The sequence below is a fragment of the Burkholderia sp. RF2-non_BP3 genome (genome assembly GCF_001522185.1).
GTDB lineage: Bacteria > Pseudomonadota > Gammaproteobacteria > Burkholderiales > Burkholderiaceae > Burkholderia > Burkholderia diffusa.
Window position 1 is genome coordinate 894,262 of the sequence record NZ_LOSU01000028.1, and the last position, 19,855, is coordinate 914,116.

At 68.6% G+C, this 19,855-nt stretch carries 18 protein-coding genes; 9 read left to right on the forward strand and 9 right to left on the reverse strand.

Annotation, left to right across the window (positions count from 1 at the left end; genetic code table 11):
• Positions 1 to 176 precede the first annotated feature (176 nt).
• Positions 177 to 1,583 (forward strand): alpha,alpha-trehalose-phosphate synthase (UDP-forming), encoded by a 1,407-nt coding sequence (gene otsA, locus WS45_RS14260; protein WP_059525559.1) that lies wholly within the window; start codon positions 177 to 179, stop codon positions 1,581 to 1,583.
• Positions 1,584 to 1,590: 7 nt separating this feature from the next.
• Here otsA and WS45_RS14265 read toward each other — a convergent pair whose 3' ends face one another.
• Together WS45_RS14265 and ftsH are read right to left on the reverse strand one after the other, a co-directional pair.
• On the reverse strand, positions 1,591 to 2,058 hold the full coding sequence (locus WS45_RS14265; RefSeq protein ID WP_059525561.1) for an OsmC family protein: 468 nt from the start codon (positions 2,056 to 2,058) through the stop codon (positions 1,591 to 1,593).
• 125 nt (positions 2,059 to 2,183) lie between these two features.
• The gene (gene ftsH / locus WS45_RS14270; protein ID WP_059700488.1) at positions 2,184 to 4,151 is read right to left on the reverse strand and encodes an ATP-dependent zinc metalloprotease FtsH; all 1,968 of its coding nucleotides are present in this window, start codon (positions 4,149 to 4,151) and stop codon (positions 2,184 to 2,186) included.
• A gap of 413 nt (positions 4,152 to 4,564) precedes the next feature.
• Here ftsH and WS45_RS14280 point away from each other — a divergent pair, with 413 nt between their 5' ends.
• Positions 4,565 to 6,229, forward strand: a complete 1,665-nt coding sequence (locus tag WS45_RS14280; RefSeq protein ID WP_059525567.1) for an acid phosphatase — start codon at positions 4,565 to 4,567, stop codon at positions 6,227 to 6,229.
• Between the two features lie 102 nt (positions 6,230 to 6,331).
• Here WS45_RS14280 and WS45_RS14285 read toward each other — a convergent pair whose 3' ends face one another.
• Both WS45_RS14285 and WS45_RS14290 read right to left on the reverse strand, forming a co-directional pair.
• The gene (locus WS45_RS14285; RefSeq protein ID WP_059700493.1) at positions 6,332 to 7,828 is read right to left on the reverse strand and encodes an FAD-dependent oxidoreductase; all 1,497 of its coding nucleotides are present in this window, start codon (positions 7,826 to 7,828) and stop codon (positions 6,332 to 6,334) included.
• A 293-nt stretch (positions 7,829 to 8,121) separates the two neighbouring features.
• Entirely contained in the window at positions 8,122 to 8,331 is a 210-nt protein-coding gene (locus WS45_RS14290) for a hypothetical protein (RefSeq protein WP_059525742.1), read from the reverse strand.
• A gap of 451 nt (positions 8,332 to 8,782) precedes the next feature.
• Here WS45_RS14290 and WS45_RS14295 point away from each other — a divergent pair, with 451 nt between their 5' ends.
• The 5 genes from WS45_RS14295 to WS45_RS14315 all read left to right on the forward strand — a co-directional run bounded on the left by WS45_RS14295 (position 8,783) and on the right by WS45_RS14315 (position 12,718).
• On the forward strand, positions 8,783 to 9,199 hold the full coding sequence (locus tag WS45_RS14295; RefSeq protein WP_059700495.1) for a nuclear transport factor 2 family protein: 417 nt from the start codon (positions 8,783 to 8,785) through the stop codon (positions 9,197 to 9,199).
• A gap of 3 nt (positions 9,200 to 9,202) precedes the next feature.
• Entirely contained in the window at positions 9,203 to 10,060 is an 858-nt protein-coding gene (locus WS45_RS14300) for an SDR family NAD(P)-dependent oxidoreductase (protein ID WP_059700497.1), read from the forward strand.
• A gap of 41 nt (positions 10,061 to 10,101) precedes the next feature.
• Positions 10,102 to 10,860, forward strand: coding sequence for an SDR family oxidoreductase (locus tag WS45_RS14305; RefSeq protein WP_059700499.1), 759 nt, complete (start codon positions 10,102 to 10,104; stop codon positions 10,858 to 10,860).
• Between the two features lie 37 nt (positions 10,861 to 10,897).
• Positions 10,898 to 11,734, forward strand: coding sequence for an SDR family NAD(P)-dependent oxidoreductase (locus tag WS45_RS14310; protein WP_059700501.1), 837 nt, complete (start codon positions 10,898 to 10,900; stop codon positions 11,732 to 11,734).
• Between the two features lie 78 nt (positions 11,735 to 11,812).
• The gene (locus WS45_RS14315) at positions 11,813 to 12,718 is read left to right on the forward strand and encodes an NAD-dependent epimerase/dehydratase family protein (RefSeq protein WP_059700502.1); all 906 of its coding nucleotides are present in this window, start codon (positions 11,813 to 11,815) and stop codon (positions 12,716 to 12,718) included.
• 146 nt (positions 12,719 to 12,864) lie between these two features.
• Here WS45_RS14315 and WS45_RS14320 read toward each other — a convergent pair whose 3' ends face one another.
• From WS45_RS14320 to WS45_RS14340, 5 genes are all read right to left on the reverse strand, one after another.
• On the reverse strand, positions 12,865 to 14,730 hold the full coding sequence (locus WS45_RS14320; RefSeq protein WP_059700504.1) for a phosphoenolpyruvate carboxykinase (GTP): 1,866 nt from the start codon (positions 14,728 to 14,730) through the stop codon (positions 12,865 to 12,867).
• A gap of 524 nt (positions 14,731 to 15,254) precedes the next feature.
• Entirely contained in the window at positions 15,255 to 16,031 is a 777-nt protein-coding gene (locus WS45_RS14325; RefSeq protein ID WP_059690153.1) for a glucose 1-dehydrogenase, read from the reverse strand.
• 97 nt (positions 16,032 to 16,128) lie between these two features.
• A complete protein-coding gene (locus WS45_RS14330) occupies positions 16,129 to 16,884 on the reverse strand; it encodes an SDR family NAD(P)-dependent oxidoreductase (RefSeq protein WP_059700506.1) in 756 nt (251 codons plus the stop codon).
• Positions 16,885 to 16,893: 9 nt separating this feature from the next.
• Positions 16,894 to 17,760 (reverse strand): SDR family NAD(P)-dependent oxidoreductase, encoded by an 867-nt coding sequence (locus WS45_RS14335; protein ID WP_059700509.1) that lies wholly within the window; start codon positions 17,758 to 17,760, stop codon positions 16,894 to 16,896.
• 52 nt (positions 17,761 to 17,812) lie between these two features.
• The gene (locus WS45_RS14340; protein ID WP_059690156.1) at positions 17,813 to 18,313 is read right to left on the reverse strand and encodes a nuclear transport factor 2 family protein; all 501 of its coding nucleotides are present in this window, start codon (positions 18,311 to 18,313) and stop codon (positions 17,813 to 17,815) included.
• A gap of 210 nt (positions 18,314 to 18,523) precedes the next feature.
• Between WS45_RS14340 and WS45_RS14345 the strand changes: the two genes are divergently transcribed.
• Together WS45_RS14345 and WS45_RS14350 are read left to right on the forward strand one after the other, a co-directional pair.
• Entirely contained in the window at positions 18,524 to 19,045 is a 522-nt protein-coding gene (locus WS45_RS14345; RefSeq protein WP_059700511.1) for a nuclear transport factor 2 family protein, read from the forward strand.
• A 50-nt stretch (positions 19,046 to 19,095) separates the two neighbouring features.
• Positions 19,096 to 19,812, forward strand: coding sequence for an EthD domain-containing protein (locus WS45_RS14350; protein WP_059700514.1), 717 nt, complete (start codon positions 19,096 to 19,098; stop codon positions 19,810 to 19,812).
• Positions 19,813 to 19,855: the final 43 nt, after the last annotated feature.

Below are 19,855 nucleotides of genomic sequence, written 5' to 3' on the forward strand. Positions count from 1 at the left end.
TTAAATCAGCCGAATGACGAGTATGCTTAAAAAAGCACTCCACGTTCGAACGGCGAATCGCATGCCCCTGATTCCCGTCCGCTCGTATCGCGGCCCCATCGCGCCACGCGTCGATGGCGGCGTCCGCCTCGCGCCCTGGCCGCACGAACCTTCCCCAACCATTCGCAGGAGAGCTGGTGAGCCGACTCGTCGTCGTATCCAATCGCATTGCAGATCCCCGTAAAGCCGCGGCAGGCGGGCTTGCCGTGGCCGTGAAAGACAGCCTGCAGGAATCGGGCGGCGTCTGGTTCGGGTGGAGCGGCAGGCTGCGTGGCGAAGGCGAACGCCCCGCGCACGGCGACGACGTGCAGATCCAGAATGTCGGCGGCATCCAGCTCGCGACGATCGATCTCGATCCGCAGGATTACGACGCGTATTACCTCGGCTACTCGAACAACGTGCTGTGGCCGGTGTTCCACTACCGCCTCGATCTCGCGCAGTTCGACCGCCGCTTCGCGGACGGCTACCGGCGCGTGAACCAGTTGTTCGCGCGCAAGCTGAGCACGCTGCTGCGCCCCGACGACGTCGTCTGGGTCCACGACTACCAGCTGATTCCGCTCGCCGCCGAACTGCGTGCGACGGGCTGCACGAATCCGATCGGCTTCTTCCTGCACATTCCGATGCCGCCGCCGCCGATCATGGCCGCGATCCCGGAGCACGAGTGGCTGATGCGCTCGCTGTTCGCCTACGATCTCGTCGGCTTTCAGACCGAATCGGATCTGCTTCACTTCGAGCACTACGTCGAGGCCGAAGCCGGCGCCGCGCGGCTGCCGGACGGCCGCCTGCACGCGTTCGGCCGCACGCTGTCGGCCGGTGCGTTCCCGATCGGCATCAACGTCGACGAATTCGCGGCGCTCGCGGAGAATCGCGACGGCATCGACATGTTCGAGCGGATGCGCGACGAATATTCGCGCCGCCAGCTGCTCGTCGGGGTCGATCGGCTCGACTACACGAAGGGGCTGCCGCAGCGCGTGCACGCATTTCGTCAGTTGCTCGAACAATATCCGGAGAACCGCGACCGCGCGACGCTGATCCAGATCGCCGCGCCGAGCCGCGAGGATCTCGGCGCATACGACGACCTGCGGCGCGAGATGGACAGCCTGTGCGGCGCGATCAACGGCGATTACGGCGAACTCGAGTGGATGCCGATGCGCTACATCCACCGCACGGTCGCGCGCAAGCGCTTGCCGGGCCTCTACCGCGCGAGCCGCGTCGCGCTCGTCACGCCGCTGCGCGACGGGATGAACCTGGTCGCGAAGGAGTTTCTCGCCGCGCAGGACGAAGCCGATCCGGGCGTGCTCGTGCTGTCGCGTTTCGCGGGCGCGGCCGAGCAACTGAAGCCCGCGCTGCTCGTCAATCCATACGACACGCAAGGCACCGCGCAGGCGATCCAGCGCGCGCTCACGATGCCGCTCGACGAGCGCCGCCAGCGTCACGACGCGCTGATGGCGATCGTGCGCAAGACCGACGTGCACTGGTGGCGCACGCGCTTTCTCGACGCGCTCGCCGAAGCGGCGGAAGTCGCCGCCGCGACTGCCTCCTGACGCACGCTCACACGCCGGTCGTCTCGCGGTCGAGCACCGCGCCGTTCACATCCCGTACCGCGACCGAAATCGGAATGCCTTCGCGCATGCTCTCGGTCACCACGCAATATGCATCGAACCGGTCGAGCATGCGCGTGGCCGCCGCGAGATCGGCCCACGCCTTGCCGACCGACAGCGTCACGGCCATCGCGCCCACGCGCACCCTGCCCGCTTCGTTCTGCACCATGTCGACGTCGATATGCGCGGTGACCGGCTGCGGATCGACGCGCTGTTTCTCGAGCGCGAACAACAGGCTCGCCGCGAGGCAGCTCGCGACCGCCGCGGCCAGCAGCCGGACGGGATTCGGACCGCGGCCGGCGCCAAGCGGCGGCGGCTCGTCGGTGAGCACCGGCGAAAGCTCCGTGCCGGCAAACGTGACTTCGAAACTGAAACGCGCATGCTGCGCGACATCGACCGATACGTGCGCCTCGCTCATGGCGACTCCGTGACTGGAAAAAAGGGAAACGAAACGCCGGCGCAACGCCTCGCCGGCGAGATTGAATCGCAGCGACGGCGCGGCACGCTCGTGGCCATCCGCCGGCTGCGCGACAGGCTCGCACTTCAGCGTTCGGGTTCGCGCGGCGGCCCGTATGCGACGAAATCGCGTTCGATCGCCGACGCCTGCTCCGGCGCATTCGCGCCCGCGCCCGGCCCGAGATCGGTCGCGGATGGCGCGGCGCCCGGCACCTCGCGCCCGTCGATCAGTGCCTGCAACGCATCGCGTTCGAGCACCTCGCACGCGAGCAGCCGTCGTGCGATGCGCTCGAGCGCATCGCGACGTTCTCCGAGCGTCGACGCGACGCGCGCATGCGCATCGGTCAGCAGCGTATGCACCTCGTCGTCGATCATCCGTGCGGTGTGCTCGCTGCAGCGCGCCTCGCCCGCATGCCATGCGCCGGGTATGCCGGTGCGCGCATCGCCGTCGTCGAAGCTCACCAGCCCGATCTGCTCGCTCATCCCGTATTGCATGACCATGTGGCGCGCCATCGCCGTCGCGCGCTCGAGATCGTTCTGCGCGCCCGTCGACACGTCGCCGAACACGAGTTCTTCCGCGACACGCCCGCCGAGCAGCGCGTCGATCCGGTCGAGCAGCTCGCTGCGGCGCAGGACGTAGCGATCCTCGGTCGGCACCTGCTGCGTATAGCCGAGCGCGGCCACGCCGCGCGGAATGATCGACACCTTCTTCACCGGATCGCAATGCGCGCGACTTTCCGCGACGAGCGCATGGCCGGCCTCGTGATAGGCGATCGTCAGCTTCTCCTGCGCGTTCATCACGCGGCTCTTGCGCTCGAGGCCGGTCAGCGCGCGATCGATCGCCTCGTCGAAGTCGTCCATCCCGATCGCCGGCTTGCCGAGTTCCGCCGCATGCAGCGCGGCCTCGTTGACGACGTTCGCGAGATCGGCGCCGACGAAGCCCGGCGTACGCGACGCGAGTTCGCCGAGGTCGACGTCGGCCGCGAGCTTCACGCGCTTCACGTGCACGCCGAGGATCTGGCGGCGGCCGTTCACGTCGGGCCGGTCGATCGCGATGTGACGATCGAAGCGGCCCGGACGCAGCAGTGCGGGATCGAGAATCTCCGGCCGATTGGTCGCGGCCATGATGATCACGCCGGAGCCGGCCTGGAAGCCGTCCATCTCGACGAGCAACTGGTTGAGCGTCTGCTCGCGCTCGTCGTTGCCGGACATCGGGCCGACGCCGCGTACCTTGCCGAGCGCATCGAGCTCGTCGACGAACACGATGCACGGCGCCTTCTGCTGCGCCTGCTCGAACAGGTCGCGCACGCGCGCCGCGCCGACGCCGACGAACATCTCGACGAACGCGGAGCCGCTGATCGAGAAGAACGGCACGGCCGCCTCGCCCGCCACCGCGCGCGCGAGCAGCGTCTTGCCGGTGCCGGGCGCGCCGACGACCAGCACGCCCTTCGGAATCTTGCCGCCGAGCCGCTGGTAGCGATCCGGATCGCGCAGAAACGAGACGAGCTGCTGCAGCTCGGCCTTCGCTTCGTCGATGCCCGCGATGTCGTCGAACGTGATGCCGGTTTCCTGTTGCACGTATACGCGTGCGCGGCTCTTGCCCATTCCGGTGAAATCCTGCAGCCCGCCGCGCTTGCGCAGCATCAGGTTCCAGATGAACACGAACGCGACGAGCGGCACCAGCCACGACGCGAGCGACGCGATCCAGCCGGTGTCGGACGCGCCGTGAAAGCGGATGCCGGCGGCGCTCAGCGTGTCGATCAGCTGCGGGTCGGTCACGCGGTTGGTGGCGAAGCGCGGCGGCGTGCCGCCCGACTTCACGGCCGCGACATCGGACGCCGGCAGCATCGCGCCGGCCTGCGGCATCGTCAGCGTGCCCGTGATCGTCGTCGATCCGATCTCGAGATCGTCGACGAGCCGCGCTGCGACGAGCCGATGGAAATCGCTGTACGCGATCAGCGTCGACGCCGGACGCAGCATCAGCAACTGCGCGGCGAACAGCACGAAGAAGCCCGCCGCGATCAGTAATCCTGCGAAGTCGAATTTCCTGTCCATGGCATCGGGCCGGCCGGTCGCGCCGCTGCGCGCTTATGCGTGCCCGCGCGCCGGGCCGGCACGCGGCATCGGGAGCCACGCGCATACGGAATGCATCCGCGTCATCGTCGCCTCGTTTCGTCGCATGAATGACACCGCGAAGGCGCGCCAAGCGCCGTTCGCGCGGACGACGCACGGCAATGCGCCGCCCGTGATTCAAGTCTAGTTCGCGCGCGGGCGTCCCGCATCGTCCGACAAACAGCTTTCGTCGACGCGGCCCGGCGCGTTATAGTCGCGCTCATGACATTTTTGTGACAGCCGGCATCGCCCCGCCCGGGCGCGACGCCGGCCGCTGCGTCCCGTCCCGCGTCGCGGCAGGCCGCGCGACGCTGCCGCGCATCGATCGACAACCGCCCATCCGAGGAGCTCACGACGTGAACGACACCCCCGATCGCCCCGACGACCTTCCCGTTGATCCCGACCGCCGCCGCATGCTCGGCGGCCTCGCCGCGCTCGGCGCGGGCGTCGCGCTCGGCGGCTGCGAGACCACGCCGGGCAGCGCGCCGCGCTCCGCCGCCGACCTGCGGCTCGATGAAGCGCTGCGCCGGCAGGTGCGCCACATCGTCGTGATCTATGCGGAGAACCGCAGCTTCGCGAACCTGTACGGCGACTTTCCCGGTGTGCGCTACCCGCTGAGCGAGGTGCGGCCCGAGCATGCGCAGCAGCTCGATCGCGACGGCAAGACGCCGTTGCCCGTGCTGCCGAAAATCTGGGGCGGACTCGTGCCGCAGGCGCAGGAAGTGGACGGCAAGCGCTACGCGATCGCCGAGCGCGACATCGACAAGCTGCCGAACGCGCCGTTCCGGATCGCCGATGCGCAGGGCAAGCCGCTGCCGAACGGCGTGATCACCCGCGACCTGTGGCATCGCTTCTATCAGAACCAGATGCAGATCGCCGCGGGCCGCAACAACCAGTTCGCCGCGTGGGCCGATTCGGGCGGCCTCGTGATGGGCCATTACCGCAATTCGGCCGACACGCTGCGGCTGTGGAACCTCGCGCGGCAATACACGCTGTGCGACAACTTCTTCATGGCGGCCTTCGGCGGTTCGTGGCTGAACCACATGTTCCTGATTTCCGCGCAGCCGCCGATCTATCCGGATGCACACAAGCATCCGCACGCGGCGAAGCTGCTGTCGAAGGTCGACGGCGACGATCCGGCCGGCACGCGGCTGACGCTCGCCGCCGATTCGCCAGCGTCCGCGCTCGAGGGCCCGCCGAAGTTCGCGGTCGACGGGCCGTTGACGCCCGACGGCTACGGCGTCAACACGATGGCGCCGCCGTACCAGCCGAGCTACGTGCCGCCGGCCGATCCCGGCAACGCCGCATACGCGGATCCGGCCGACCATCGCGTGATCCCGCCGCAGGGCCATGCGACGATCGGCGACCGCCTGTCGGAGAAGAACGTCGACTGGGCGTGGTACAGCGGCGCGTGGCAATACGCGCTCGAGCACCGCGATACGGGCATGGTGCCGGATTTCCAGTACCACCATCAGCCGTTCAACTACTTCGCGAACTACGCGCCCGGCACCGACGCGCGCCGCAAGCACCTGCGCGACGCGGGCCTCGGCGACGAGCCGTCGACCAACCACTTCATCGCCGACATCGACGCGGGCCGCCTGCCGGCCGTCGCGTTCTACAAGCCGCAAGGCAACCTGAACATGCACGCGGGCTATGCGGATGTCGAATCCGGCGATCGCCACATCGCGAACGTGATCGAACGCATCCGGCGCGGCCCGCAGTGGGCGAACACCGTGATCGTGATGACGCACGACGAGAACGGCGGCTGGTGGGACCACGTCGCGCCGCCGGTCGGCGATCGCTGGGGCCCCGGCTCGCGGATTCCCGCGCTCGTGATCTCGCCGTTCGCGAAGAAGGGTTACGTCGACCACACGATGTACGACACGAACTCGATCCTGCGTTTCATCAGCCGCGTGCACGGGCTCGCGCCGCTCGACGGCGTCGCCGCGCGCGACAAGGCATTCGCGTCGCGCGGCGCGACGCCGCCCGGCGACCTGACGAACGCGCTCGATCTCGGCTGACGGCCTGTCGACGCGTCGCCGACGTCCGCCTGAAACGACGACGCCCCGGCGCAACCCGGTTGCCCGGGGCGTCGTGCTTTCTCGTAAAGGGTAAAGGCGACGCTACGCGGCGCTGCGCAGCGCCTCGCTCGCCGAACGCGCGGCGTGACGGCCGGCCTGCCGGCCGAAGAACGTCGCGTCGGCCAGCGACAGCCCCGAACTGTACCCCGCGCCCCAGCGCGGCAGCCCGCAGCTCGTGCGGCCGGCCGCATAGAGGCCCGCCACCGGCACGCGCGCGGCGTCGAGCACCTGCCCTGTCGGCAGCGTATCGAGGCCGCCCAGCGTGAAATGCGGATAGAACGCGTAGTCGATCCGGCAATCGAGCGCGACGAACGGCGGCTCGATCAGCGGCTTCAGCCACTTCTTCGCCTTGTGGAACAGCGGATCGACGCCTTCGGCCGCGTGGCGGTTGTAGACGTCGACGGTCGCCGTCAGCGTGCCGGCCGGCATCCGCAGGTCGCGTTCGACTTCCTCCCATGTCTCGCCCGCCGCCGCGATGCCGATCCGCGCGATCGCGGGCGGCTCCTGGTAGGTCGCCTGGTCGACCAGCAGGTAGATCCGGTCGTCGGCCTGGTGGAACGCGTGATGGCCGGTGCGGCCGTGATAGCCGTCCTCGTTGATGAAGCGCTGGCCGCGCGCGTTCACGAAGATCCCGTGGATCAGCGATTCGGGCGCGTAGAACGGCAGGCTGACGAAACCCTGGTCCATGTGGATCGCGGCCCCGCCCGCGCTCTGGCCGAGCAGGATGCCCGAGCCGTCGTCGCCCGGGCTGCCGATCGGTTCGTCCGAGCGCAGCAACTGCGGCGCGTGCCGACGCACCATGTCGCGGTTCATCGCGAAGCCGCCCGCGCACAGGATCACCGCGCGGCGCGCCCGCACGCATGCCGTCTGACCGTATGCGCGCAGCACGACGCCGCGCACCGCGCCGGCATCGTCGACGATCAGCGCCAGCGCGCGCGTGTCGTAGCGTGTCGACACGCCGAGCGCCTGCACGCGCTCGGCCAGCACGCGCATCAGCATCTGCCCACCGCCCCAGCCCGGCCATTGCGGCGTGTGGCCGCGCGGGCACGGCTTCGCGGCCTCGCTGAACGGCCAGGCCTCCTCGCTGCCCGACCAGATCAGGCAGTCGTCGGTTTCCGGTTCGACGATCCGCTCGGCGATGAACGTGTTCTTGTACGTGAGGCCCTGCGCGACGAGCCAGTCGTGATGCGCGAGGCTCTCGTTCGCGTAGAGACGCACCTTCGCCTCGTCCGCGTCCCGGCCGCCCGCGAGCATCAGGTAGCGGTACAGGTCCTCGGTCTCGTCGCTGAAGCCGGCCTGCCGCTGCGCGGGCGTGCCGCCGCTGCCGCCGAGGTAGATCTCGCCGCCGGACAGCGCGCTCGTGCCGCCGTAGCTCGATGCGCGCTCGACGATCAGCGTGTCGGCGCCGGCGCTCGCGGCTTCGATCGCCGCGCACGCGCCGGCCGCGCCGAAGCCGACGATCACGACGTCGTGTTCGGCATCCCAGCGAGGCACGTCGCGGATGTTCAGGGGGCGGGTCAGGGAATAGTCGGATGACATCGCGTAATGGTTCTGCGTGAAGGGAATCGGTGAAAGACGGTGGTCGCGGCGAAGCACCGCGGGCAGGCGGCCCGACGCGGACCTCGGCGCGTTGTCGATGCGCGCATTCGAGCGTGCACAGGCGAGCCGCGCGTGGTGTCGCGGACGGGAGATTCGAACGACGACGGAAACCGGATGGGCGCCACGCGACGCATGTATCGCGGTGCTCCACCCGGTCGGTCCGCCAGGACGCCGCCGCATCGCGACGGCTTCCGGGCGACATCGAAGCGGCGCGGCGCACGGCCGCGCCGGCGTCACATGCCGCGCAGCGCGGCGAAGCCGAAGTGCGACGGATCGATCGGTACGCAACCGGTCGGCAGGCCGTTCGAGTCGACCGAGCGGCATTGCAGGATGCCGGCCGCATACGGCGGCGACGGGACCTGCTCGGCGCCATATCGCGCCATTGCCATGGCCGCGAACGTGCCCATCGCCAATACGCACAGCTTGCGAATCGTGAGTCTCATGATCGTCGTCCCCTCCGGTTGGCCGCTATCGCGGTTCGTGTCCGGCGACCGGCCACATGCAGCGGCACCGGATGACTGCACGGTAGCCAGCGCCGGCTCGCCGGCCATCGTCCGTTTCGACTAGGGACAAACGCGAAGCGGGCTGCATGCGGCGTGCCGCGTTGCAGCATTGACGCGCGGTCGATTCGACCGAAGGACCCGCCAACCGTCTGCCCCGGCTCGTTGCGACGAGCCGCGTCACGTCGGGCGAATGCCATGCGTCAGCCGCCGCAACGCAACATCGGACGCTGCGTCACCATCGGCCCCGGTGTTTTCCCCGATCCGTACCCTGCTCCGTATGGATGATGAGGATCGATCGGTCCGATGCGAACCTGCGCGTCGACGTCGCAATGCCGCCGCGTCCGCGCTCGCGGCGCGGCAGACGCTTTCCGTTCACTCACGGGAGTACCGCATGACCGATTCGAATCCCCGCCACGCGCTGTACGAACTTGCGTGCCGTTACGCGCAAGCCGTCGACCGGCGCGACTGGCCGCACCTCGCCACCCTCTTCACCGCCGATGCGCAGCTCGACGGCCCCGGTTTCCGCTTCGACGACCGCGACGCGATCGTCGCCGGAATGAGCGCGATCGAGCGCTACGAGACCACCCAGCATCACGTGCACAACCAGCTCGTCACGCTCGACGGCGGCGAAGCCGATGTCGAGACCTACTGCGTCGCGTGCCACGTGTATGTCCGCGACGGCGTGAAGCGCAAGCTCGACTGGGGGCTGCGCTATCGCGACCGCTGCGTGTTCGACGGCGGCACGTGGCGCTTCGCCGCGCGCACGCTGCACGTCGACTGGTCGCAAGACCTGCCGCTGGAGGGCTGAACGATGCGCTCGCCCCTTCCCCTCGCCGGCCGCACCGCGCTCGTCACGGGCGGCGCCGGCGGCATCGGCGCGGCCTGCGCGCACGCGCTCGCCGCCGATGGCGCGGCCGTCGTGCTGATGGGCCGCCGCCGCGACGCGCTCGAACGCACGCAGCGGCGCCTTGCCGACACGGTGCCCGGCAGCCGCGTCGCGATCCACGCCGGCGACGCCTGCGACGACGCCGACCTGCAGGCCGCGCTGGATACCGCGTGGGCGCTCGACGGCCGTCTCGACATCGTCGTGCCGACCGTCGGCGGTGCCGGGTTCCGCCCGCTGCTGATGCACGACGCCGACAGCTTCCGCGCGGAAATCGACCTGAACCTGCACAGCGCGTTCGCCGCGATCCGTCACGCCGCGCCGCGGCTCGCCGATAGCGGCGGCGGCGCCATCGTTTGCATCTCGTCGACGGCCGCGCAGATCAATTTCCGCTGGCTGTCCGCGTACTGCACCGCGAAGGCCGCGCTCGAGGCGCTGGTGCGCGGCGCGGCCGAGGAACTGGCCGGCGCGAAGATCCGCGTGAACGCGGTGCGGCCGGGCCTCACGCGCTCCGAAGCCACCGCCCCGATGTTCGACGACCGTGCGCTGGTCGACAGCTTCCTCGAACAGATTCCGCTCGGCACGCTCGGCGAACCGGATGCGATCGCGCATGCGGTGCGCTACCTCGCGGGCCCCGAGTCGGGCTGGGTCACCGGCCAGAGCTTCGCGGTCGACGGCGGCCACGAGTTGCGCACCAACCCGCGCGTCGACGACACGATCGCGCAGATCTACGGCGCGGCCGCGCTCGATGCGGTCAAGGCCGGCCGCGCGCCGGGCGCCGCATGAGCGCCCGCCTTCTTTCAATGTCACAGGAAATCGACCCCAAGATGAATCGAGTCGCAAACAAGGTCGCGCTGATCACCGGCGCGGCGAGCGGCGTCGGCCGCGCCGATGCGCTGCTGCTGGCCGCCGAGGGCGCGCGCGTCGTGCTCACCGACATCGACGAGGATGCGGGCCGCGCGCTCGCGCGCGACATCGGCGATACGGCGCTGTTCGTGCGCCAGGACATCGCCGACGAGGACGGCTGGCGGCACGCGATCGCGTCGACGCTCGATCGCTTCGGCCGGCTCGACATCCTCGTCAACAACGCGGCGATCTGCCCGGTCGGCTCGATCGAGGACACGAGCCTCGACACCTGGCGGCGCGTGCTGCGCGTCAACGCGGACGGCTATTTCCTCGGCTGCAAGTACGCGATCGGCGCGATGAAGCACAACGACACGCCGGGCTCGATCGTGATGATGTCGTCGGTCGCCGCGCTCGGCGGCCTGCCGATGATGTGCGCATACACCGGCTCGAAAGGCGCGGTGACGGCGCTCGCGCGCAGCGTCGCCGTGCACTGCAAGCGCAGCGGCTACCGGATCCGCTGCAACTCGATCCACCCGGACGGCATCTGGACGCCGATGACGCAGGCGCTGATGCCCGGCCTCGATCCGGCCGAACTCGGCATCGGCAACGATCCGATGGCACGCATGTGCGACCCGCAGGACGTCGCGAATCTCGTGCTGTTCCTCGCATCCGACGAGTCGCGCTTCGTGAACGGCGCGGAGCTGCGGATCGACAACGCGCAACTCGTTTCGTCGCTGTGATGCGGCTCGCGGCTTTTCCGTTCGAAGGAGTGTTGTGATGATTTCATTTACCGGCAAGACGGTCCTGGTCACCGGCGGCGGCGCGGGCATCGGCCGCGCGTGCGCGGAAGCATTCGGCGCGGCGGGCGCGCGCGTCGCGGTGGCCGAGCTCGACCCCGCTCGCGCGCAGGACGTGCGCCAGGCGCTCGAAGCCGCGGGCGTCGACGCGCTCGTCGGTGACGTCGACGTCACGCGCCGCGACGAGGTCGACGCATTCGCGCGAACGATCGACGCACGCTTCGGCGGCCTCGACGTGCTCGTCAACAACGTCGGCGATTTCCTGCAGATCGCGAAGCCGTTCGACGACCATACCGACGACGACATCGCGCGGCTGTTCGACGTGAACCTGCGCCAGGTGTTCGTCGTCACGCGCGCGATGCTGCCGTTGCTGCGCAAGCGCGGCGCGGGCGGCAGCATCGTCGGCGTGTCGTCGATCGAAGGCTTCCGCGCGATTCCGAACTGCAGCGTCTATGCGTCGTTCAAGGCCGCGCTGACCGGCTTCACGAAAAGCCTCGCGCTCGAACTCGGGCCGGCCGGCATTCGCGTGAACCAGATCGCGCCGGAGACCACCGAGACGCCGCAGGTGCCCGTGAGCGCGATGGTCGCGGCCGAGCATCGCGCGCACATCCCGCGCTGGATTCCGCTCGGGCGCTTCGGTGCGGCCGGCGACATCGCAGGCGCCGCGCTGTTCCTCGCGAGCCCGCTCGCCGCGTGGGTCACCGGCACGACGCTGCACGTGGACGGCGGTGCGCTCGCGGCGGCCGGCTGGTATCGCGACCCGAACGGCTTCTGGACCAACATGCCGGTCGTCACGGGCAACGGCTTCAATTTCTGAGCGCCGATCCGCGCGGCTTCATCCGTTCAATCGTCGGTTCAATTCATGCGGCGCGCCTGCGCCGCCCTCGGAGACACCATGAAAATCCTGATCATCGGCGGCACCGGCCTCATCGGCGGCCACGCCGCGCTGCATCTGCACGCGCAAGGCAACGACGTGACGCTCGCCGCCCGCAAGCCGCCCGCGCCGGGCAGCGCGCTCGCGCAATTCGACGTGCTGCTGCGCGACTACGTGGCCGGCAACTTCACGCGCGACGATCTCGCGCCGTTCGACGCGGTCGTGTTCGCGGCAGGCAACGACATCCGTCACCTGCCGCCCGGCACCGACGAAGCCGCGCACTGGGAACGCGCGAACGTCGACGCGGTGCCGCGCTTCTTCGCGCTCGCGCGCGATGCGGGCGTGAAGCGCGCGGTGCTGGTCGGCAGCTTCTATCCGCAGGTCGCGCCGGCGCTCGTCGACACGGTGCCGTACGTGCGCTCGCGCCATCTCGCCGACGAACGCGTGCGCGCGCTCGCGTCGCCTTCGTTCGCGGTGTGCAGCGTCAATGCGCCGTTCGTCGTCGGGTCGGTGCCGGGGCTGCGCAACGAGATGTTCGCCGCGTACACGGGCTATGCGCAGGGCAAGCTCGCCGGCCTGCCGGTGTACGGGCCGGCCGGCGGCAGCAACTTCATCTCGACGCAATCGCTGTCGGAAGCGATCTGGGGCGCGCTGCAACGCGGCGCATCCGGCAAGGCGTATCTCGTCGGCGACGAGAACCTGAGCTTCGCCGACTACTTCGCGGCCTTCTTCCGCGCGGCCGGGAATCCGCAGCCGGTGCCGTCGCTCGATCAGGAGCATCCGCTGCTGCCCGATATGGCGATCTACACGGGGCGCGGCAACGTCGTGTCGTACGAACCCGATCCGGCCGATATCGCGCTGCTGCGCTACCGGCGCGGCGACGTGCAGCGCGCGGTGAACGAAGTGGTCGCGCATTGCGGCTCGTAAGCGCACCGCCGGCGCAACACGCGCAACGCTGAAACGAAGCAGAAACGAAACGTCCCGCCGCCGGCGATGCATGCCGGCGGCGGGACGTTCATGCCACTACTTCGTTGCTTCGTTGCTTCGTTGCTTCGTTGCTTCGACCCGGATCGTCAGCCGCCGATGCGCTGCTCGATCTTCTTCATCGTGTCGGTCAGTTCGGCCGGCAGACGCAGCTTCAGCGTGTCGAACAGCGCCGCATGCAGCTTCAGTTCCTCGCGCCATTCGCCGGCGTTCATCGACGTCACCGCCTCGAACTGCTCGCGCGTGAAGTCGAGCCCGTCCCAGTGCAGGTCGTCATACGCCGGCGACACGCCGAACGCATGGTCGCCGCCGCCGCCATTGCCCTCGAGGCGATCGAGCATCCATTTCAGCACGCGCATGTTCTCGCCGAAGCCCGGCCACACGAACTTGCCGTTCGCGTCCTTGCGGAACCAGTTCACGCAGTAGATCTTCGGCAGCGTGGCGCCGGCGCCTTCGATCTGCTTGCCGAGCTTCAGCCAGTGCGCGAAATAATCGCTCATGTTGTAGCCGCAGAACGGCAGCATCGCGAACGGGTCGCGGCGCACGACGCCCTGCTGGCCGGCAGCCGCGGCGGTCGTCTCCGAGCCCATCGTCGCGGCCATGTACACGCCTTCGATCCAGTCGCGCGCCTCGGTCACGAGCGGCACGGTCGTCGAGCGACGGCCGCCGAAGATGAACGCGTCGATCGGCACGCCGGCCGGATTTTCCCAGTCCGCGTCGATCGACGGGCATTGAGATGCCGGCGCCGTGAAGCGCGAGTTCGGGTGCGCGGCCTTGCGGCCGGTTTCCTTGCCGATCTCCGGCGTCCACGGGTTGCCCTGCCAGTCGGTCAGCTTCGCGGGCGGCGTGTCGGTCAGGCCTTCCCACCACACGTCGCCGTCTTCCGTCAGCGCGACGTTCGTGAAGATCACGTTTTCCTTCAGCGTCGCGATCGCGTTCGGATTGGTCTTCACGCCCGTGCCCGGCGCGACGCCGAAGAAGCCGGCTTCCGGATTGATCGCATACAGGCGCCCGTCGCGGCCCGGCTTCAGCCAGGCGATGTCGTCGCCGATCGTCGTGACCTTCCAGCCGTCGAAACCCTGCGGCGGGATCAGCATCGCGAAGTTGGTCTTGCCGCACGCGGACGGAAACGCCGCCGCGACGTGATACTTCTTGCCGGCCGGCGACGTCACGCCGAGGATCAGCATGTGTTCGGCGAGCCAGCCCTGGTCGCGGCCCATCGTCGACGCGATGCGCAGCGCGAAACACTTCTTGCCGAGCAGCGCGTTGCCGCCGTAGCCCGAGCCGAAGCTCCAGATCTCGCGCGTATCGGGGAAATGCACGATGTACTTGACCGGGTTGCACGGCCACGGCACGTCCTTCTGGCCCGCTTCGAGCGGATGGCCGACGCTGTGCACGCACGGCACGAATTCGCCGTCCTCGCCGAGCACGTCGTAGACGTCGCGGCCCATGCGCGTCATGATCCGCATGTTCACGGCCACGTACGGGCTGTCGGACAGCTCGACGCCGACGTGCGCGATCGGCGAGCCGAGCGGGCCCATCGAGAACGGCACGACGTACAGCGTGCGGCCGCGCATCGAACCGCGGAACAGACCGTTCAGCGTCTCGCGCATTTCTTCCGGCGCGATCCAGTTGTTGGTCGGGCCGACGTCGTCGGGCGATTCGGTGCAGATGAAGGTGCGGTCCTCGACACGCGCGACGTCGGACGGATCGGACTGCGCGAGATACGAGTTCGGGCGCTTCGCCGGATTCAGGCGCGTGAGCGTGCCCTGATCGACCATCGCCTGGCACAGCGCGTCGTTTTCTTCCTGCGAGCCGTCGCACCAGACGACGCGGTCGGGCTCCGTGAGCGCCGCGATACGCGACACCCAGTCGATCAGTTTGCGATGCTTGACGAATGCCGGGGGAGCGATCAGCGGGCCGTGCGTCGCTTCGGCCAGATTGTTTTGCGACATGGAAATGTCTCCAGACTATTGGGCGGGGATGGGGGATGCGGGACGCGCCCGCGAGATGGGGAATGCGGTCGGAGCGCAGGAAGCAGCGACGCGCAAGGCGGGACACGCGAGCGGAGCGCGTGCCGATGCCGCGATGCGGGCGAGAGAATGTGATGTCTCGTATGAGCGTGCGAACGCGAGTTTCGCCATGCAAGCAACCTGCCGTACAACTCCATGCCGGCCAGCATACCATCGCCGTTATCGTGCGGGCGTTGCGTTGCAACAAGAAACAACTGTGACGACGTGCCGGCATGCCGCTTGCCGGCGCGTCCTTTTCACTGCGCCGACGCGTGAGCTTTGGGGACGAAACGGCTGGAACGTCCGTCCTGCAAGGGTTTCGCGAAAACGGAAAAATCGCGCGACAGGTTCGCATGCGATGCGCGCGAACGGTCGCGGCGCAGATTCGTGTTTTCGCTACTCAGGCAAACCCTGAATTAGGTTGCGCACACAAACATCCATCGCGCATGCGTCGTGTGCGCTACCGCTCAAAACGGCGCGCCCGGCAATCCGGGGTAATACGCGCCTGCCGCCATCCCGCCGTCGACGGACAGTTCGGCGCCGTTGCAGTACGACGCTTCGTCGCTCGCGAGAAACAGCGTCGCGCGCGCGATTTCGTCAGGCAAGCCGACGCGCTGCAGCGGCACGTGCGTGTAGTGCTTGTTGATCTCGTCGAGCGGCGCGCCGGTCGGATTCGACATCGCGGTGTTGACGCCACCGGGATGGATCGAATTCACGCGCACGCCCTGGTGGCCGAGTTCGAGCGCCGCCACCTTCGTCAGGCCGCGCACGCCCCATTTGCTCGATACGTAGGCGGCCAGCGCGTTCACGCCGCGCAGCCCGTCCACCGACGAGATGTTGACGATCGACCCGCTCTTCTGCGCGATCATGCGCGGCGCGATCGTGCGAATGCCGACGAAGGTGCCGACGAGATTGATCGATACCGCGCGCTCGAAATCCCGTTTCGACAATTCGGTGATCGCGCCGAACATCAGCACGGCCGCGTTGTTCACGAGCACGTCGATGCGGCCGAACTGCTCGACGGTCGCATCGGCGACACGCGCCCAGTTCGCCTCGTCGCTCACGTCGAGCCGCATGAAGCGTGCCGCGTCGCCGAGTTCGCGCGCAAGCGCCTCGCCTTCCGCGTCGAGCACGTCGCCGATCACGACGCGCGCGCCCTGCTCGACGAACAGCCTGCATGTCGCGGCGCCCATCCCGCGCGCGCCGCCCGTGACGATCGCCACCTTCCCTTCCAGTCGACCCATGTCGCTCTCTCCTCGATGCTTTCCGATTCCGGTTTGCCGGCCGCGACGCGCTGCCACGCGCATCGGTGCCGGCCGTTGATGTGCGTCGCGTTCGCCGTCAGCCCCAGTACGCCTGCCCGCCGTCGAGCGGCAGCGTGGCGCCCGTCAGGTACGCGGCGTCGCGGCTTGCGAGAAACACGATCGCGCGCCCGATGTCCTGCTCGCAGTCGCCGACGCGGCCGAGCGGGATCGTGCGGAAGAACGCGGCCGCTTCGTCCGGATTCGCGTCGATCCAGCCCTTCAGCCCCGGCGACAGCGCGTGCGGCGCGACCGCGTTCACGCGAATGCCGTCGGCGCCCCATTCGCATGCCGCCGCACGCGTGAGCGCGCGAATCGCTTCCTTGGTCGCCGCGTAGGCGCCATAGCCCGACGCGTCCCAGCGCACCGCGGCCGACGACGCGAAATTGACGATCACGCCATCACCCTTCAGATGCGGATGGCACACGCGCATCATTCGCAGCGTCGCGATCGGCCCCGACTCGAGGCCCGCGAGAAAATCCGCGTCGGTCACGTCGAGCAGGCGACCGAGCGGCACGACCTGCGCGTTGTTGATCAGGATCTGCACGCCGCGAAACCGCTCGACGACCGCATCGACGCAGCGCGCGATCTGCGCGGCGTCCATCACGTCGCACACGAACGGCTCCGCGATACCGCCGCGTGCGCGGATCGCGTCGCAGGTCGCGACCAGCTTGTCGCGCGTGCGGCCGACCACGGCCACCTGAGCGCCTTCGGCCGCGAGCGCGTGCGCGACGCCTTGCCCGACGCCCTGCCCCGCGCCCGTCACGAGCGCGACCTTCCCTTCGAGGATGCCCATCTGCACTCCTTAAGCGACGATCGCCGGATGAGCCTGCACCGGCCCGCCAAGCAGTTCGCGATACGACGGCGGCTGCTTGCCGTCGACGTCCGCGATGCCATACTGCAGCGCGGCTTCCGCGCCGACCAGCACCTGCCCCGACAGCGCCATGCGCTGCGGATCGGCGTGGATCGCATGAATCACGCGGCCGGTGAATTCCGGGCTTTCGGCAACGAGCGAGAATTCCTTGTAGAGATCCGGATGCTCGTCCCACACGCGCGTCGTGCGTTCGGTGCGCAGCGGCCCCATCCAGATCGACACGGCCGCGACGTCGAACGGTTTCAGGTCGACGGCCATGTCCTTCGCGAACTTGTCGACGCCGGACTTCTGCGCGCCGTACGCGGCGCCGTGCATGTAGCAGCTCGCGCCGAACGACGACGTGAACGCGATCAGCCCGCTGCGGCGCCTCGCCATCAGCGGCGCGGCGTGCCAGCTCGCGACGTACGCCGAGCGCAGCCCGACGTCGAGGATGTTCACGAGGTCGAGCGACTTCTCCCAGAACGGGCCCGGCATGATCAGCTGGTCGTGCAGGTAGGTCGCGTTGTTGACGAGGATGTCGAGCCGCCCGCTGTCGCGTTCGACGCGCGCGAACAGCGCCTTCACCTGTGCGTCGTCCGCGTGGTCGCACGCGACGGCGATTCCGCGGCCACCAAGCGCGTCGATCTCGCGCGCGGTTTCGTGGATCGTGCCGGGCAGCGGCGCGTCGCCTTCGTTCTGCGAGCGGCCCGTCACGTAGACGGTCATGCCGGCCGCGCCGAGCGCGCGCGCGATGCCCTTGCCCGCGCCGCGCGACGCACCCGTCACGACGGCGACCGGCGCCTCGTTGTTCTGTGCCATGTTCGATGTCTCCTGAGGATTGCTTTTCAACCTGCGCGGGTAGTGCGCGTCGTCACGCGGCAGGCGGCTGCGCGCCGGCGAACAGCACGCCCGGCGCATCGCCGTCGTAGCTGGCGGACAGCGTCGACGTGACGACGCAGCGCGTGCTCACGATCTTCCATTCGCCGTCGACCTTCCGGTATTCGTCGTCGTAGGTCGCGCCGAGCTGCGTGAGCGTGCGCGCGTTGGTGTCGAGCATCTGGTAATGCAGGCCCCACGTGCCGCGCGCATGCGTGTCGTCGAGCACGGTGATGTCGGGATTCACGCCGTGGTGCATCTCGACGATATGCGGGTGGCAGCCGAGCCGCTCGAACACGTCGACGAGCGCGTCGCGGTGGTCGAACGTGCCGATCCGGCCGTAGTCGATGTGCACGGTGCCGGGCGCGAAGCAGTCGCGCATCCCTTGCGGATCCTTCCGGTCGCAGCACGTGAAGTAGCGCGCCTTCAGGCGGCGGATCGCGTCGGCGTCCTCCAGCCTGCGCACGCGCGCTTCCATTCGTTCGATCGGGGTCATGCCGTCTCCTTGGTCTCGTGTGCGCGGATCGAAGCCGCGTCGACGCCACGTTACAGGTGCAAGGAAGGCAGGCCATCACCTGTTTGGATGAACCCCGATGCCGTGTATCGGCAAGGTTGAGCGCAGCCCCCGCGGCGTTCGTCCGAACAGACGATGTGATGCAGGCGGCTTCGTTCCTACCATCGAACGACACCACCACGAGACACGGCGATGGACGAGACGACCCGCACGCTCCACGAGTACGAGCAGATCCGCCAGCTGAAGTACCGGTATTTCCGCGCGGTCGACACGCACGACTGGTCGCTGCTCGCGCAATGCCTGACCGAGGACTGCGAGGCGCGCCTGTACGGCGGCCGCTATGCGTATGACGGCCGCGACGCGTTCGTGTCCAGCCTGCGCGAACTGATCGGCAAGCCGACCTTCCTGACGATGCATCACGGCCACCACCCCGAGCTCACGCTGGTGTCCGCCGATCACGCGTGCGGCGTGTGGTTTCTCGAGGATCATGCGATCAATCTTGAGGATAACTACCTGCTGCACGGCACCGCGTTCTACGACGACCAGTACGTGAAGCGCGACGGCGTGTGGCGCATTCATGCGACGCGTCACGAGCGCCTGTTCGAAACCGTCACGTCGCCGATTCCGCCGTCGTTCACGCTGACCGCCAACCGCTTCGCACCGGGCGCGCACGACGCATCCGGTGCGACCGATCCGGCCGTCAGCGCTTCCTGAAACCCGGCGGCAGCGCCGCCGACCTCGTCATTCCCTTTGGAGCCGGAGCAATGGAGAAAGTCATTTACGTGTTGTGGCGCGATGCACAGGCCGCGCCCGAGCAGTGGAGCCGCAGCGTGCGCGCGCAGCTCGCCGACAAGCTGCTGTCGCTGGGCGCGCACGGCGTGCAGGTCAACGTTGCCGACGCCGATGTCGCGCCGGCCGCCGGCCTGAAGCAGACCAACACGCACCCGGGCATCGACGGCATCGTCGCGATGTGGATCGACAGCGCGAACCCGATGTTCCGTCAGCCGTTCGACGACGCGGTGCGCGCGATCGTCCCGCACATGGCCGCGTATCTCGTCACGGAGTCTCAGCCGATTCCGAACACGCGCTTTCCTGCGCGGCCCGGCGAGCGCACGAGCGGCTTCTCGCAGCTCGCGTTCCTGAAGCGCCCGCCGCGCCTCACGCACGAAGCATGGCTCGACGTATGGCACGGCCATCACACGCGCGTCGCGATCGATACGCAGGACAATTTCCTGTACGTGCAGAACGTGGTCGTGCGCGCGCTCACGCATGCGGCGCCCTGCTACGACGCGATCGTCGAGGAATGCTTCCCGGCCGCCGCGATGACCGATCCGTACGCGTTCTTCGATGCGGTCGGCGACGAGGAGAAATTCCAGCGCAACGTCGCGGAAATGATGGACAGCTGCGGACGCTTCATCGATTTCGACAAGATCGACGTGGTGCCGACGAGCCAGTACGTCGTGAAGGCCGTGCGCGGATAAAAAAAACGCCAACCCGTCGTGAACGGGTTGGCGTCGTGCCGCG